General features: G+C 57.4%; 15 protein-coding genes. 4 read left to right on the top strand and 11 right to left on the bottom strand.

What is annotated here, in order from left to right:
* Positions 1–66: 66 nt before the first annotated feature.
* Both gltX and gltA read left to right on the top strand, forming a co-directional pair.
* Positions 67–1,470, top strand: a complete 1,404-nt coding sequence (gene gltX / locus BCF46_RS13465) for a glutamate--tRNA ligase (protein ID WP_121025096.1) — start codon at positions 67–69, stop codon at positions 1,468–1,470.
* 117 nt (positions 1,471–1,587) lie between these two features.
* Positions 1,588–2,877: a citrate synthase gene (gene gltA, locus BCF46_RS13460; RefSeq protein ID WP_121025093.1), complete on the top strand. Its 1,290-nt coding sequence runs from the start codon at positions 1,588–1,590 to the stop codon at positions 2,875–2,877.
* A 56-nt stretch (positions 2,878–2,933) separates the two neighbouring features.
* Here gltA and BCF46_RS13455 read toward each other — a convergent pair whose 3' ends face one another.
* From BCF46_RS13455 to BCF46_RS13415, 9 genes are all read right to left on the bottom strand, one after another.
* Positions 2,934–3,710 carry an enoyl-CoA hydratase-related protein gene (locus BCF46_RS13455; RefSeq protein ID WP_121025092.1) on the bottom strand — a complete coding sequence of 259 codons (777 nt, stop codon included), beginning with the start codon at positions 3,708–3,710 and terminating at the stop codon, positions 2,934–2,936.
* A gap of 84 nt (positions 3,711–3,794) precedes the next feature.
* On the bottom strand, positions 3,795–4,271 hold the full coding sequence (locus tag BCF46_RS13450; RefSeq protein ID WP_121025090.1) for a holin family protein: 477 nt from the start codon (positions 4,269–4,271) through the stop codon (positions 3,795–3,797).
* The gene (locus BCF46_RS13445; RefSeq protein WP_121025088.1) at positions 4,262–4,873 is read right to left on the bottom strand and encodes a holin-associated N-acetylmuramidase; all 612 of its coding nucleotides are present in this window, start codon (positions 4,871–4,873) and stop codon (positions 4,262–4,264) included. Before BCF46_RS13445 ends, BCF46_RS13450 begins: the two co-directional genes overlap by 10 nt.
* 57 nt (positions 4,874–4,930) lie before the next feature.
* Positions 4,931–5,377, bottom strand: coding sequence for a cytochrome c maturation protein CcmE (gene ccmE, locus BCF46_RS13440; RefSeq protein WP_121025086.1), 447 nt, complete (start codon positions 5,375–5,377; stop codon positions 4,931–4,933).
* Between the two features lie 10 nt (positions 5,378–5,387).
* Complete coding sequence (gene argC, locus BCF46_RS13435; RefSeq protein ID WP_121025084.1) at positions 5,388–6,416, bottom strand: N-acetyl-gamma-glutamyl-phosphate reductase; 1,029 nt, start codon at positions 6,414–6,416, stop codon at positions 5,388–5,390.
* A 55-nt stretch (positions 6,417–6,471) separates the two neighbouring features.
* Entirely contained in the window at positions 6,472–7,284 is an 813-nt protein-coding gene (locus BCF46_RS13430; protein ID WP_121025082.1) for a glutamate racemase, read from the bottom strand.
* 70 nt (positions 7,285–7,354) lie between these two features.
* Positions 7,355–8,296: an agmatinase gene (gene speB / locus BCF46_RS13425; protein ID WP_121025080.1), complete on the bottom strand. Its 942-nt coding sequence runs from the start codon at positions 8,294–8,296 to the stop codon at positions 7,355–7,357.
* Positions 8,296–9,264: an agmatinase gene (speB, locus tag BCF46_RS13420; RefSeq protein WP_121025078.1), complete on the bottom strand. Its 969-nt coding sequence runs from the start codon at positions 9,262–9,264 to the stop codon at positions 8,296–8,298. Before speB (BCF46_RS13420) ends, speB (BCF46_RS13425) begins: the two co-directional genes overlap by 1 nt.
* Positions 9,264–10,646, bottom strand: coding sequence for an aminotransferase (locus BCF46_RS13415; protein ID WP_121025425.1), 1,383 nt, complete (start codon positions 10,644–10,646; stop codon positions 9,264–9,266). The genes speB (BCF46_RS13420) and BCF46_RS13415 overlap by 1 nt, the downstream gene beginning before the upstream one ends.
* A 118-nt stretch (positions 10,647–10,764) precedes the next feature.
* Here BCF46_RS13415 and BCF46_RS13410 point away from each other — a divergent pair, with 118 nt between their 5' ends.
* Positions 10,765–11,268: a flavin reductase family protein gene (locus BCF46_RS13410; protein ID WP_121025076.1), complete on the top strand. Its 504-nt coding sequence runs from the start codon at positions 10,765–10,767 to the stop codon at positions 11,266–11,268.
* Here the strand turns inward: BCF46_RS13410 and BCF46_RS13405 are convergent.
* Positions 11,265–12,425, bottom strand: coding sequence for a M20 aminoacylase family protein (locus BCF46_RS13405; protein ID WP_121025074.1), 1,161 nt, complete (start codon positions 12,423–12,425; stop codon positions 11,265–11,267). The two genes, BCF46_RS13410 and BCF46_RS13405, sit on opposite strands and share 4 nt — an antisense overlap.
* Positions 12,426–12,483: 58 nt before the next feature.
* Between BCF46_RS13405 and mazG the strand changes: the two genes are divergently transcribed.
* Positions 12,484–13,293 carry a nucleoside triphosphate pyrophosphohydrolase gene (gene mazG / locus BCF46_RS13400; RefSeq protein WP_121025072.1) on the top strand — a complete coding sequence of 270 codons (810 nt, stop codon included), beginning with the start codon at positions 12,484–12,486 and terminating at the stop codon, positions 13,291–13,293.
* A 1-nt stretch (position 13,294) separates the two neighbouring features.
* Here mazG and BCF46_RS13395 read toward each other — a convergent pair whose 3' ends face one another.
* Positions 13,295–14,851, bottom strand: coding sequence for a helicase HerA-like domain-containing protein (locus BCF46_RS13395; RefSeq protein ID WP_121025070.1), 1,557 nt, complete (start codon positions 14,849–14,851; stop codon positions 13,295–13,297).
* Positions 14,852–14,946 lie beyond the last annotated feature (95 nt).

The following is a 14,946-nucleotide window of genomic DNA, read 5'->3' as shown; positions in this document are numbered from 1 at the left end:
CCAAATTGCTCCAGCCTTTGTGGGCAGAGCCTGCCCGAACATACTTTCCAAAAGGTTAAACACCCTATGACAGACGCCCCTTTGGTCACCCGCTTCGCCCCGTCTCCAACCGGCTACCTGCATATTGGCGGCGCACGCACGGCGTTGTTCAACTGGCTCTATGCGCGCGGTCGCGGAGGGAAGTTTCTGCTCCGGATCGAGGATACAGACCGCGCGCGCTATACGCCCGAGGCCACACAAGCCATTCTGGATGGGCTGACTTGGTTAGGGCTTGATTGGGACGGCGACGCTGTTAGCCAATTTGAAAGCGCCGACCGCCATGCCGCTGTTGCGCAAGAAATGCTGGCATCGGGAACGGCATATAAATGCTTCTCGACACAAGACGAGATTGAGGCATTTCGCGAAGCCGCGCGGGCAGAGGGGCGCTCGACTTTGTTCCGCTCGCCATGGCGTGATGTGGCTGCGGGGGACCATCCCGATGCCCCCTTCGTCATTCGGATCAAAGCGCCGCAAGAGGGTGAAATCACCATTCAAGACGCTGTGCAGGGCGACGTGACATGGAAGGCAGACGCGCTGGACGACATGGTTTTGCTCCGCTCGGACGGTAGCCCCGTATATATGCTTGCCGTGGTTGTTGACGATCACGATATGGGCGTGACCCACGTGATCCGTGGCGATGATCACCTTGCCAACGCCGCGCGTCAGTCAATGATCTACACAGCTATGGGATGGGACTTGCCGGTTTTTGCTCATATTCCGTTGATCCACGGGCCGGACGGCAAGAAGCTGTCAAAACGCCATGGGGCGTTGGGTGTGATGGAATACGCAGCTATGGGCTACACCCCTGCGGGGATGCGCAACTATCTGGCGCGTCTCGGTTGGAGCCATGGGGACGACGAGGTGTTCACCACCGAGCAGGCAATGGGATGGTTTGATCTTGGCGGCATCGGCAAAGCCCCTGCCCGGCTCGATTTTAAGAAAATGGAAAACATTAACCGCCATCAGATCGGGATGAGCGATCCTGAAACCATGTTACGCGATGTACAAAGCTATCTCGCAGCAGTTGATGAACCAACCTTGCCGAACGACAAAGCCAAAGCCTTTTTTGATGCATTCGGGCAGCTGGATGTCGCAGACAAATCCGTCGGTGATCTGCTGGCAAAATTTGCGTTTGTGCTCGACGAGCCGCCGTTCACGCATGATGAAAAAGCCGCAAAACTGCTGGATCCGGTATCCCGTGGTATACTGACGCAATTGACGCCGCAGCTGCAAACTGCTAGCTGGAACCGTGAGGCGCTAGAGCAAACCGTGATGGAGTTTGCCGAAGCGCAAGATCTCAAATTCGGGAAACTTGCTGGCCCCCTTCGGGTCGCGCTTTCGGGCCGCGCAGTATCCCCGAGCGTCTTTGACATGATGATCATCATCGGGCGCGATGAGACACTCAGAAGGCTGGCGGCGATAGCTGCCTGATTACCCCTCGCCGCAGGCCGGCCAGGAAACGAGAAGACCCGAACGTCGTGGCTTAAACGCGATACATAACAGGGGGTTGCGACCGCGCTCACCTCCGGACACACGAAAGGTGAATGCATGTCTGACAAATCCGCACGATTGATTATCGGCAACAAGGAAATCGAGTTGCCAATCCACACCCCAACCGCCGGGCCTGATGTGATTGATATCACCAAGCTCTATGCGCAGGGCGACGTGTTTACGTACGATCCGGGCTTCACCTCTACGGCAGCTTGCGACAGCACAATTACCTTCATCGACGGTGCCAAAGGTGAATTGCTGCACCGCGGCTATCCCATCGACCAATTGGCCGAAAAATCCCATTTCCTCGAAGTCTGCTATCTGCTGCTTTATGGTGAGCTTCCCTCCGCGACCGAACTTGAAGATTTTGAAGCACGTGTAACCAATCATACGATGGTTCACGAACAGATGCACAACTTCTTCCGCGGTTTCCGCCGTGACGCACATCCCATGGCAACGCTTGTGGGCGTGGTCGGCGCTATGTCCGCATTCTATCACGACAGCACCGACATCAATGATGATTGGCAGCGGGAAGTCGCCGCGATCCGCCTGATCGCCAAGCTGCCAACGATTGCCGCGATGGCCTACAAATATTCGGTCGGGCAACCATTTGTGTATCCGCGCAATGACCTCGATTACGCGGCGAATTTCTTGCATATGTGCTTCTCGGTTCCCGCCGAGAACTATGAGGTTGATCCCATCCTCGCCCGCGCAATGGACCGCATCTTCACGCTACACGCTGATCACGAGCAGAACGCATCAACCTCGACCGTGCGCCTGGCGTCCTCGTCCGGGGCTAATCCGTTTGCATGTATCGCCGCCGGCATCGCGTGCCTGTGGGGCCCTGCGCATGGTGGTGCAAACCAAGCCTGTCTGGAAATGCTAAAGGAAATCGGCACGGTTGACCGCATTCCTGAATTCATTGCCCGGGCAAAAGACAAGGACGACAACTATCGCCTTATGGGCTTTGGCCACCGCGTTTACAAAAACTTCGATCCGCGTGCGACAGTGATGAAACAATCCGCTGACGAAGTCCTTGAGCTGCTGGGCGTCGAAGACAACCCGCTGTTGCAGGTCGCGATGGAGCTTGAAAAACAAGCTTTGGCTGATCCATATTTCGCCGAGAAAAAGCTGTTCCCGAATGTCGACTTCTATTCCGGCATTATTCTGGAAGCGATGGGTTTCCCGACTTCGATGTTCACGCCAATCTTTGCGCTGGCGCGGACGGTGGGCTGGATTTCGCAATGGAAAGAACAGATTTCGGATCCAAACCTGAAAATCGGTCGCCCCCGCCAGTTGTATACTGGTGCGACACGGCGCGACTACACCGACATCGAAAGCCGCTAACAAAAAAGGCCACCTTCGCGGGTGGCCTTTTTCTTTACAACACGTGTCCTTAGACCCTAGCGCCCTTCGTAATGCGCCGCGCGTTTATCGAGGAACGCCAAAACGCCTTCGCGAAAATCATGGGTCTTACCGCATTCGCCCTGAAGTTTAGCCTCTAGCAAAAGCTGTTTCTCAAGATCATTTTCAAAGCTGGAGCGGATGATTTTCTTGACCCGAGCGTAAGCTTCCGTTGGACCGTTCGCCAAATGCGTCGCCCGATCTTTCCAGTGCTGGGCGAAGTCATCATCGGGAACTGCTTCCCAGATCATCCCCATGGCGCTGGCTTGCTCGGCGGTCAGAGGTTCTGCAAATAATGCCGCCCCCATGGCTTTGGCCATCCCAACCTGACGCGGCAGGAAATAACTGCCGCCTGCGTCCGGAATCAAACCGATGCGGGTAAACGCCTGTAGGAACACCGCGGATTGGGTGGCGATGACAACATCGGCGGCGAGCGCCAAGTTGGCCCCGGCCCCCGCAGCCGGCCCGTTCACAGCCGAGATCGTTGGAATGCGACAATTGTAAATCGCCATTAGCATCGGCACATACTCGTCGCGCAACGTGCGCTCCAAGTCGGTGGACGCCACGCTGGCGCGGTCGCCCAAGTCTTGACCCGAGCAGAAGGCCCGCCCCTTGCCTGTCAGCACCAGAACACGTGCATTGGATTCGGCGGATTTCACGGCATGCAGTATCTCTGCGCGCATCTGCGTGTTCAGTGCGTTCATCACCTCGTCACGGGTGAATTCAATAATGGCCACGTTATTGCTGATGTTCAGCCGCAGGGTTTCGTATTGCATCGCAACTCTCCAAATCTCTTGTTGAGCGACACGATAACGAACCGGTCAGTTTAGAAAAGCGAAACGCGCCGTCATTTATACTTATTATCCCCCACGCTCAGCCCGCCATGCTTCGAGCGCTGGATTAGTCGTCGGTTTGGACCGCGATGCCGGCAAAGGTGGCTGCGCGATTGGTCCTCGGCGGTAGTGCAACTCGCGCGCGCCGAAGTAAAAACTCACGATCGCCCCAAGAAGCCACCAGAGCGGTTCCGGTACATAGGCCAGCCCCTGCATCCGTCCAGCAAAGCCCAACGGATCAACCATGGCGTAGATAAAAAGCCCCAACGTCCCCAAAGCGAGCATCGGTCTGGGCAGACGATTGAGACCGTTCATCGCGCGGTCAAACCACCCCACGCGCCCGTACTGGAATTCGGCCCCATGTTGCGACAATGCGGCGCTGAAAGCGTCATGCCCAAGCTCCATCCGACGGGTTGCGTTTGGGCGGAACACCTCGGCCACGTCGACAACTGCGTTCGCAGCGCCACCCAGCCCACCTTTCAACACCTGCGAGATCAACCCCATGGTGCCACCCGTTTCCGATGATCCGCGGCGGATAGATGGTAATGTGGCGACAGGAATTCCTCGGCCCGCTTGATCCATCCTCCCTTGCCCCCATCGCGCCTACGCGCGTATTTACGAGATGCGGGGCGGCGGTCGGCCAGTTTGTAATAGTAGCCCCGTCGCGCAATTCCGTATGCGTCAGCCATATGGTTTGGGGCGTCCTGATACGCCGCATAGGTGGCGCGGATGGTGTGCGGCCCGATTTTTCCATCCACCGCAATGTCTTGCCCCATGTCATTCACGAGACGCTGCAACAGCTTGATAGCATTCGCACCTGCATTCACATGCATGTCGAAGACAGTGGCTTGCAACGGCTGTGGAAGTGCGTCGATACGTGGTGCGTGAAAGTAGTGGTCGATGAATATCTCGACTGCCTGCGCCTGCGTTAAAGCCTGCACATCTGCACGGGTCACGTCCCCATCGCCGTTCAGATCAAGTCCAAGCCTGCGCATGGTGTGAATGGTGACACCGTGATTGGTAGGGCCACCGGGATCATCTGGATCACTTACATAGCCGCCTTCACGACGGACAATATCTTTCGCGATTTCGAATACTGTTTGCATCTTTGACCTCCGCTGCAACGCGAGGGCAAAGCTGCTCTTAATAGATTAACGGAGCATCTAGCTACCGTCCGGTGTCTGGTAGACCCCTTGTTCTTTCAACGCGTCTATGACTTCGACCGGCATGTATTTTTCGTCATGTTTGGCAAGTATTTCAGATGCTTGGAAGATGCCTTCAATGTAACGTCCAGTACCAACCATCCCCTGACCTTCTTCGAACAGATCAGGCAAGATACCCTTATAGGTGACCGCGACAACCGCGTTGCCATCGGTCACATTAAAGGTGATCTCTTGCGACTCGTTGACCTTCAGACTGCCCTCTTCGACCAAGCCGCCAATGCGGAATGTTTCGGCCTCTCCGGGTGGAGTTTCCACCACTTCGGTGGGTGATCGGAAGAAGTTGATCCCGTCACGCAGTGCGTAGCCAATCAATGCAGTGGACACGAGCAACGCCACCGCAGCGACTGCGATGACCTGAATGCGGCGTTTTTTCTTGAGGCCCTTCATGGCGTATCCTTTACGGGAACAGTGGGGCCATCATCAGCCCCTCGGTCTCATCAAGACCTAACATCAGATTGGCATTTTGCAACGCCTGCCCTGATGAGCCTTTCGTAAGGTTATCAAGGGCCGCGATTACAATGGCACGCCCGTCGATCCGGTCACCGGTGACGCCAATATGCACGAAGTTCGAGCCTCGCGTTTCATGGGTGGACGGCGCCTGACCGAATGGCAGGATTTCAACGAAGGGCTCCCCGCTATAGGCTTCGGCCAAGGTTGCGTGGATTTCTGCAGCATCGCCTTTAACATAGCAGGTCGCGAGAATGCCTCGGTTCATTGGCACCAGATGGGGTGTGAACTGAACCTTAACGGGCCGTCCGGCGATGGCAGAGAACTCCTGATCGAACTCTCCCAGATGCCGGTGCGTGCCACCGATCGCATAGGCGTTGCTGCCTTCGGACAGTTCCGCATGCAGCAGGTTTTCCTTCAAGGACCGCCCCGCACCGGACACACCGACCTTGAGATCAAGGATGATGTCGTCCAGATCAATCACACCGTCCGCAATCAGGGGCCGCAGGGCAAACTGGCCCGTCGCCGCGTTACAGCCGGTGCCAGCCACAAGCCGTGCCTTGGTGATGTCATCACGGTAGAATTCCGTCAGGCCGTAAACCGCCTCGCCCTGCATCTCCAGCGCCGCGTGGTCGTTTCCGTACCATGCCTTATAGGCCTCAGGATCGCGCAGCCGGAAATCGGCAGACAGGTCGACGATTTTCAACGTCTTTGGCAGTTTGGCGATGACCTCTTGCGAGGTCTTATGCGGCAAGGCGCAAAAGCACAGCTCGATGTCCGAGAAGTCGATCTCGCCGATGGTCACCAAAGTGGGCAGGTCCAGATGCCGAAGATGCGGGAACACCTCGGCCATTTCCATGCCGGCTTTGCGGTCAGCCGACAAGGCAGCGATGGAAAGAGAGGGGTGCGTTGCGATCAACCGGACAAGTTCCGCTCCGGTATAACCGGACGCACCTAGGATGGCGATTTTATGGGTCATGACAGACTCCGTATGAATTCACAGATGGTTTAGAAGAAAGACAGGCGCGCGGCAATCATGCCGCTTCGAACTGGATCTTTCGTCGCAGGAATTGCGTGGCGCGGTCGGTGACCTGTGCCGGATCGCCAGTGGTCAGGAACTTGGTCTTTGTCCCCTGACCCAGCATATTCGGGTGCCGCTTGAGGTAATCCGCTAGACTCGCCGACACCAGATTGGCTTGCGAGAACACTTTGACGTCTTCCCCCAACGCATCCTGAAACGCCTTTTGCATCAACGGGTAATGCGTGCAGCCCAGGATCGCTGCCTGCGGGTTGGGCATCCGCCGTTTCAGCGCGTCGACATGCGAGCGCACTAAGGCCTCAGCCAGCATCTCGTCGCCGTCTTCCAGTGCATCCACCAAACCGCCACAAGGCTGCGTTTCGACATCGACGCCAATGGCACGGAACGCCAGTTCACGCTGGAACGCCCGCGACGCAACGGTCGCAGGGGTGGCAAATAGGGCAACGTCCCGCACGTCCACTTCGCGCGGCGGGGAGTTGTCGCCCCAGTTCCGCTCGGTCAGGGCTTCGATCATCGGCACGAATACACCAAGCACGCGCTTGTCGGTTGGCACCCAGCTTTCCTGCATCCGCCGCAAGGCCGCCGCAGAGGCAGTGTTGCACGCAAGGATCACCAGATCACAGCCCGCATCGAACAGTGACTGCGTGGCCGTACAGGTGAGGGTGTAGATGTCGTCAGCGGTGCGTACGCCGTAAGGCGTGTTCGCGCTGTCGGCAAAGTAGCATACAGGCAGATCGGGCATGTCAGCCGCGATCTGGTCATAGACGGTCAAACCGCCCAACCCGCTATCAAAGATACCTACTGCCATTTGCCTGTGCCATTTCCACGTTTTGCCACGTTGTCGTTCAATTCGCGCCCGTAGTCCATGGGATTTGTGGCTATCGATACGGAACTCCGGGCAATACCGACAGCATCTCGAACATGATATTCGCCGCGGTTAGCGCAGTGTTGCCGGAAGTGTCGTAAGGCGGTGCAACTTCGACCAGATCGCAGCCCACAATTGGCAACCCGCGCAACCCCCGGATCAGCTCCAGCGCTTGCGGCGTTGTCAGGCCGCCGATTTCGGGTGTGCCTGTGCCGGGTGCGATGGACGGGTCAAGGCTGTCGATATCATAGGTGATGTAAACCGGCCCCGCGCCCATGTTGTTTTTGATCTGCGCCGCGAGCGGAGCTGTCGACTTGTGCCAAACCTCCTGCGCGAGCGTTAGGTTGAAGCCCCATTCGCGCGGCTCGTCGAAATCTTCGGCAGTGTAGCCAGTGCCGCGCAATCCGATCTGGTAGACATCTGTGGGGCGAAGCAGCCCTTCTTCGTAAGCGCGTCTAAAGACCGTGCCATGGCACTCGCGCTCGCCAAACATCTCGTCATTTACATCCGCATGAGCATCTACATGCACGAGGCCCACTGGCCCGTGTTTCTTTGCGATGGCGCGCAGGATTGGCAACGTGATCGTATGATCCCCGCCGATCGTCATTGGAATGACATCGTGCTTCAAGAGTGTGTCGTAATACTCTGTAATGATACGAATACTATCGCGAAGATTGAACGTGTTGATGGCCACATCACCAATATCCGCACATTGCAGCGCATCAAACGGGGCGGCACCAGTCTGGACCGCATAAGGGCGGATCATCGAACTTTCGTTGCGAACTTGGGCTGGTCCAAACCGCGTTCCGGACCGCCAGCTGGAGCCGTGATCCATCGGAATGCCAACAAACGCCACGTCGAGCCCTTCGGCATTTTCAACCTTTGGAAGACGCATAAACGTGCCCTGACCGGCAAAACGCGCAAGATCGTTCCCTGAAACTGGTTGGTTTGGCATCACGCACGCTCCCGTTTGTTATAGCAATATAGACACATCAATTCGGTCGCCACATGTGCGCCCGCAACGGCGGTGGCGTTGCCCACATCGAACGGTGGGGAAACCTCCACGACATCGCCGCCGACCATGTTCAGTCCCTTAAGGTCGCGCAGGATGTGAAGCGCTTGCGCTGAACTCAGCCCGCCCGAGACGGGCGTACCGGTTCCCGGCGCGAAGGCAGGGTCGAGGCAATCAATATCAAAGGTAAGGTAAGTTTGATGGTCCCCGATGATGGATTTGATCTTCTTCACCACAGCCACCGTCCCGCTTTCATGCACTTCGCGGGCGTCTATGACGTTCACGCCCATATAGTTCTCGCAAACGGTCCGGATACCAACCTGCACCGAGCGTTCCGGCACGATCAGACCTTCCTTCACCGCCTTGTAAAACATGGTCCCATGGTCGACACGGGCCATGTCATCGTCGGGCCAGGTGTCGGAATGGGCATCGAACTGCAGCAAGGATAGAGGCCCGAATTTCTTCACATAGGCCCGCAAAATCGGGAAGGTTATGTAGTGATCTCCACCAAGACATAGCGAGCCTGCACCGGCGTCAAGAATGCCGGATATGTGGTTTGTAACCGCTTTAGGAAAGGCAGGTATGTCTGCGTAATCAAACGCTAAATCCCCATAATCCGCGACATTGCAATCCAGCATCGGATCAATGTCCCAGCCATAAGGCGGATCGCAGGCCTGCAACGTCGAGACCTCCCGAATAGCGCGCGGCCCAAGACGTGTGCCGGGACGATGCGTGACCGCTTGGTCGAACGGAATTCCTGTTACAGCTAGGTCAACATCCATGAGGTCCTTGGTATAGGTCCGGCGCAGGAAGCTGAGCGCACCGCCGAAAGCGTTCTCGAAACTATGCCCTCGAAAACCGTCGCGGGTTAACGCATTGTCCACATCGTTTGCAGCATCAGTAAGCGCCATTATCCAATCCTTATTCCATCGCGCACCAGCTGGTCCGTCACTTCTTTGATAGCCAATTCAAGGGTTTCCGCGACGAAGTCCACCTGCGGTTGCGTTATCACCAAGGGCGGTGACATCACATTGAGATGCCCCATCGGGCGCACCATCAATCCGCGCGCCTCTGCGGCGTCAGCGATGCGCTTGCCCACGTCGAGATCGTCCGGCAGCAGTGCTTTGATGGCCTTGTCCGCTACGTTTTCGACACACAGCATCAGCTTGCGCCCACGAACATCGCCAACCATCGGCAGGTTTTCCAGCTGCCCGAGGCGATCTTCGAAATACTGGCCGACCTTTGTGGCATGCACGAGAAGGCCCTCGCGCTCAATAATCTCGATATTCTTCAGCGCTGCAGCACAGGCCACCGGATGCCCCGCATAGGTGAAGCCGGATGCGTACCAGCGGTCCCCTTGCATCGCATCCCATATCTGGTCAGAAAAAATCATAGCGCCAATGGGTTGATAGCCGGAGCTAAGGCCCTTGGCGCAGCAAATGATGTCCGGCTGCACCCCGAATTCGTCCCATGACGCGAACCAGTGCCCCAAGCGCCCGAACCCTGTCACGACCTCATCCGCGATGAACAGGATATCGTGCCTCTGGCAGACCTCTGCCATGCGTTTCAGGTAGCCTTCGGGCGGCACCACGACGCCGCCCGATGCCTGAATGGGTTCCGCGAAAAAACCACCCACCTTGTCTGGTCCGATTTCGTTAATCGTGGCTTCGAACTCCGCAACCAGATCATCGCAGAACTCCGCCTCGCTCCGCTCGCCAATAGCGCGATAACAGTCTGGGGCGCTGACGTGATGGATGCCCTCTGACAAGTATTCAAACTCCGGCATCTTGTCGCCGGACCGTTTGCCGATGGAAATCGTCGCAAAGCTGGAGCCGTGGTAAGAACTGTCGCGCGCGATAACATGGGTTTTGTCAGGCCGACCAGCGCAGCGTTGATAATATGCAACCATGCGGTAAGCGCTGTCGACAGCAGTGGAGCCGCCAGTTGTCAGATGGACGTGGTTCAAATCCCCCGGTGCCAGCTCCGCCAGCTTGGCGCTTAACAAGGCGGACGGTCCGTTGGTCATGTCCACGAAGGTGTTGGAAAAAGCCAGTTTCTCGGCCTGCGCGGCGATTGTCTCAGCCATTTCGCGGCGACCAAGGCCAATATTCGTGCACCAAAGCCCGCCAACCGCATCAAGATATTCCCGACCATCGCTGTCCCAAAGGGAACAGCCGGACCCGCGCTCGATTACCAAGGGTCCGTCGCGAACGAAGCTTTCGAAATGGGTCCAAGGATGCAGCGCGTGGGCCTTGTCCAGCGCTGCAATGTCGAGGTTGGTGTCAGCGCTCATGATCGCTCCTTCGTCTGTATCACCGCCAACCTGCCCCTGCCTTCGTGACAATGCAAGACTTGCACCTAAGTTCATGCACAGGCAGACAGGCGCAACAGCGCGAACCAAGAAGGCGACCATGACAACACCTGAACGACTCCAACTTCGCGACGAGTTTCTGGACGCAATGAGCCAGCTGGTCTCCTCCGTCACCATAGTGACGACTGACGGAATTGCGGGACCTGCGGGAGCAACAGTATCTGCCATGACGTCCGTGTCAGCGGATGGTGACGCGCCTACAATGCTGGTGTGCCTTCACCACGAGACATCGGCGGCCCCTGCGATCCTAAGCAACCGCTGTTTTTGCATAAACGTTCTGGGTGCCGATCAATCTGACATCGCGAATGTGTTCGCCAGTCGCGCGCGCGCTCCGGGGGGGGACAAATTCGCGGCCGGGCAGTTCGAAACTATGCACAGCGGTGCACCCGGTTTGACGTCTGCGCTCGCGCGGTTTGATTGCAAGCTATTGTCGGACGAGCGTATCGGCACCCATCACGTTATGATCGGATCGGTGTTTCAAGTGACCCGCCTTGATGGCCCACCATTGCTATACGGCAATCGCGCTTATCAAAATCTCGCTTAGAGGGGCTGCGCTGTCTCTACCAGTTTCGCGAAGAAGGATGCGCCAATCGGCGCGACCTCGTCGTTGAAGTTGTAGTTGGGGTTATGCAGGCCAGCGCCTGTTCCTTGACCAAGGAACAGATAGGCCCCCGGACGGCTTTCCAGCATATATGAAAAGTCTTCCGCCCCCATTTCGCGCCCACCTTCATCATTCACTGCGGTGGCCCCTGCAACTTGCCGCGCGACCTCGGCGGCGAAGGCGGTCTTTTTGGCGTCGTTGACCGTCGCGGGATAGCCGCGCTCATAAATCAAGCGTGCAGTCACGCCGTAGCTGGTCGCCTGCCCCTCGATAATCTCGGTCAGGCGGCGTTCCACCATGTCCTGCACCTCGGGATCAAAGGTGCGAACGGTGCCATTGATATAGGCGGTATCGGGGATCACATTGTCCGCGGAGCCCGTATGGATTTGCGTCACCGACACCACCAGATCATCCAGCGATTTGTGATTGCGTGAAACGACGGTCTGGATAGCATTGCAAATACCCAGGGTCGCGACGATTGGGTCCTTTGTTTCGTGTGGATAAGCGCCGTGCCCTCCAACTCCGTCGATATGGATGTGAAAGGTGTCGACCGCCGCCATGATCGGACCTGGTGTCGTGACGAATTCGCCAAACGGCACAGCGGGGTTGTTGTGCAGGGCGTAGATCTCGCCGATATCGAAGCGCTCCATGATTCCCTCCTGAACCATAACGCCCGCGCCGCCGCCGCCTTCCTCTGCGGGTTGGAAAATTAGCGCGACACGCCCCTTGAAGTTGCGTGTCTCCGCCAGATATTTTGCGGCCCCAAGCAGCATTGTCGTATGCCCGTCATGGCCGCATGCATGCATCTTGCCCTCGACGGTAGATGAATAGTCTAGCCCGGTGGTTTCCTGCATTGGCAACGCATCCATGTCGGCTCGCAAACCGATGGTTGGACCCGCTCCCTGCCCTTCGATGATCGCGACCACACCGCTTTGCGCGATTCCTTCGTGAATTTCGGTGATTCCGAATTCTTTAAGCCGCTCAACCACGAAAGCAGCCGTTTCATGGCAGTCGAACTGCAATTCTGGGTGCTGGTGCATCCAGCGCCGCCAGGTTTTCATATCCTCGGCGTAGTCGGCGATGCGGTTCACGGGTGGCATGGCGGCGTTCCTTCTGGTTATCTGCCTGTAACGATCCTCCAAACACGAAGGCGCTGCAATGCCCGATCTTGTCTATGACGCCGCCCAGCCGATGCCCCGCTTGATCGAAATTATGCGCCGTTTGCGCGACCCCAAGACGGGTTGTCCATGGGACATAGAGCAGGATTTCGCATCTATCGCGCCATACACGATCGAGGAAGCCTACGAAGTTGCAGACGCCATAGAGCGTGGCGACTGGAAAGAGCTGGAGGGCGAGCTGGGCGATTTGTTGCTGCAAACTGTTTATCATACGCAGATGGGGACAGAGGCGGGCCTTTTCGATTTCGCCTCCGTTGCCAACGCAATTTCCGACAAGATGATCGCCCGCCACCCCCATGTTTTCGGCGACGAGAGTCGTGACAAATCTGCCGAGCAGCAAGTCGCGGATTGGGAGCAGATCAAAGCGGCAGAACGTGCCGGAAAGGCCCAAGGGGGAACCTTGGACGGGGTCGCCGTCGGCCTTCCTGCATTGCTCCGCGCCTTGAAGTTACAAAAGCGGGCCGCTCGGGTCGGGTTTGACTGGCCGTCGACGGATGAAGTTCTGGACAAGATCGTCGAGGAATCCCGTGAATTGGTGGAGGCGCGCGACACGCTGACGCAAACCGAGATCGAGGACGAATTCGGTGACCTGCTGTTCGTGATGGCCAATCTGGGGCGCCATCTGGGCTTGGACCCAGAAGCTGCCTTACGGGCGGCCAACGCGAAATTTACGCGCCGCTTCGAAGGGGTTGAGGCAAAACTGTCAGAGCGTGGCAAAACCCCGTCCCAGTCCGATCTGCAAGAGATGGACGCCCTGTGGGACGAGGTGAAGGCCGAAAGCCGGGCCTAGATCAACGGGCCTTGAACAAGCTGCCCATGATCCCGCGCACGATAGCGGTGCCCGCCTTCGTGCCGATAGAGCGCATCATGGATTTGGCAAACGCCTCCCCCGCGCTATCACCGCGCCGTTTTCGCGTGGTGGTCTTGGAGGTGGAGCGTTTCACACGGGTTCCAGAATAACGACGACCGGTTTGGTATTCGCGCTCTCGTGCCTCCATCTCCTCCTCCTTGGCTTCTGCCTCCTCAGCTGCTTTGGCGGCGGCCGCCGCACGTTGCGCCAGCATCTCAAACGCGGATTCCCGATCCATCGCGGTCTCGTATTTGCCCGCCACTGGCGAGGTCGCAAGAACGGCGCGACGTTCCTTGCTGCTGATCGGTCCAAGTTGTGAAGACGGGGGGCGGATCAACGTTCGCTCCACCATTCCCGGAATACCTTTTTTGATCAAGAAAGAGGTCACGGCTTCGCCGACGCCCACCTCCTTGATCGCGTCTTCGACATCAAAACGCGGATTTTCGCGATACGTGTCCGCCGCCGAACGCAGATCCTTCTGATCCTTGCGTGTAAACGCACGCAACGCATGCTGAACACGGTTGCCGAGCTGGCCCAGAATATCTTCCGGAACGTCAGCGGGTTTTTGGGTGATGAAGTACACGCCGACACCTTTCGAACGGATCAGCCGCGCGACTTGCTCGACCTTATCGACCAAAGCCTTCGGGGCGCCGTCAAACAGCAAATGCGCCTCGTCAAAGAAGAACACGAATATCGGCTTATCAGGGTCGCCGACTTCCGGCAGCGTCTCGAACAACTCGGATAGCAGCCAAAGCAGGAAAGTCGCGTAGAGCTTCGGGGCGGACATCAGCTTATCGGCGGCAAGGATGTTGATCTGGCCGCGACCATCGGCATCTACGTGGAACATGTCATCCAGGTCCAGCGCGGGTTCGCCAAAAAAGTCCCCAGCCCCTTGGTTTTCCAATACCAGAAGGCGTCGCTGGATTGCGCCAACTGACTGCGACGAGACAAAACCGTAGCGCAACGCCAGTGATTTGGCATTTTGTCCGATCCAGACCAGCAGCGATTGCAGATCCTTAAGGTCCAGCAGCGGCAGACCTTCTTCGTCGGCTACGCGGAACGCGATGTTCAGGATACCCTCCTGTGCCTCCGACAGCTCCAACAGACGCGATAGCAATAGCGGCCCCATTTCGCTGACAGTGGTGCGCACGGGGTGGCCGCTTTCACCATACATGTCCCAAAAAGTGACGGGAAAAGAGTCGTAGCTAAAGTCGGTAAAGCCGATCGTCGCGGCGCGCTCCATGAATGCGCCATGCAGTTTGTGAGCCTCACTTCCCGCAACCGCCAAGCCGGACAGGTCCCCTTTGACGTCGGACATGAAGACAGGCACGCCAGCATTGGACAAGCTCTCCGCCAAAATTTGCAACGTCACGGTTTTACCTGTGCCCGTAGCACCTGCAATAAGACCGTGGCGGTTGGCGTATTTCAGCAATAGGTCTTGCGGATCCCCATAGCCCTCACCGCCGCCGCCTACAAAAATGCTGTCCGTGTCTGCCATGGTGGTCCCTCAATTCGGTCGTTCATGTTTTAGTTCGCGCCACAATAGCTTGTTAACGACTATGTGCCAGTGTGATCGTCATGCTGACGTGGCTG

The sequence above is a fragment of the Litoreibacter meonggei genome (assembly GCF_003663885.1).
GTDB classification, from domain to species: domain Bacteria; phylum Pseudomonadota; class Alphaproteobacteria; order Rhodobacterales; family Rhodobacteraceae; genus Litoreibacter; species Litoreibacter meonggei.
The sequence above is the reverse complement of the archived record's forward strand: the minus strand, read 5'-3'. Positions and strand labels throughout refer to the sequence as shown.

Excerpts from the sequence above, each read along its gene's own strand:
- BCF46_RS13405 (WP_121025074.1), bottom strand. The coding sequence starts at position 12,425 with ATGCCACCCGTGAACCGCATCGCCGACTACGCCGAGGATATGAAAACC.
- BCF46_RS13430 (WP_121025082.1), bottom strand. The coding sequence starts at position 7,284 with ATGGCAGTAGGTATCTTTGATAGCGGGTTGGGCGGTTTGACCGTCTAT.
- BCF46_RS13445 (WP_121025088.1), bottom strand. The coding sequence starts at position 4,873 with ATGCAAACAGTATTCGAAATCGCGAAAGATATTGTCCGTCGTGAAGGC.
- BCF46_RS13395 (WP_121025070.1), bottom strand. The coding sequence starts at position 14,851 with ATGGCAGACACGGACAGCATTTTTGTAGGCGGCGGCGGTGAGGGCTAT.
- gltX (WP_121025096.1), top strand. The coding sequence starts at position 67 with ATGACAGACGCCCCTTTGGTCACCCGCTTCGCCCCGTCTCCAACCGGC.
- speB (WP_121025078.1), bottom strand. The coding sequence starts at position 9,264 with ATGGCGCTTACTGATGCTGCAAACGATGTGGACAATGCGTTAACCCGC.
- speB (WP_121025080.1), bottom strand. The coding sequence starts at position 8,296 with ATGCCAAACCAACCAGTTTCAGGGAACGATCTTGCGCGTTTTGCCGGT.
- ccmE (WP_121025086.1), bottom strand. The coding sequence starts at position 5,377 with ATGAAGGGCCTCAAGAAAAAACGCCGCATTCAGGTCATCGCAGTCGCT.
- BCF46_RS13450 (WP_121025090.1), bottom strand. The coding sequence starts at position 4,271 with ATGGGGTTGATCTCGCAGGTGTTGAAAGGTGGGCTGGGTGGCGCTGCG.
- BCF46_RS13455 (WP_121025092.1), bottom strand. The coding sequence starts at position 3,710 with ATGCAATACGAAACCCTGCGGCTGAACATCAGCAATAACGTGGCCATT.
- gltA (WP_121025093.1), top strand. The coding sequence starts at position 1,588 with ATGTCTGACAAATCCGCACGATTGATTATCGGCAACAAGGAAATCGAG.
- BCF46_RS13415 (WP_121025425.1), bottom strand. The coding sequence starts at position 10,646 with ATGAGCGCTGACACCAACCTCGACATTGCAGCGCTGGACAAGGCCCAC.
- mazG (WP_121025072.1), top strand. The coding sequence starts at position 12,484 with ATGCCCGATCTTGTCTATGACGCCGCCCAGCCGATGCCCCGCTTGATC.
- argC (WP_121025084.1), bottom strand. The coding sequence starts at position 6,416 with ATGACCCATAAAATCGCCATCCTAGGTGCGTCCGGTTATACCGGAGCG.
- BCF46_RS13410 (WP_121025076.1), top strand. The coding sequence starts at position 10,765 with ATGACAACACCTGAACGACTCCAACTTCGCGACGAGTTTCTGGACGCA.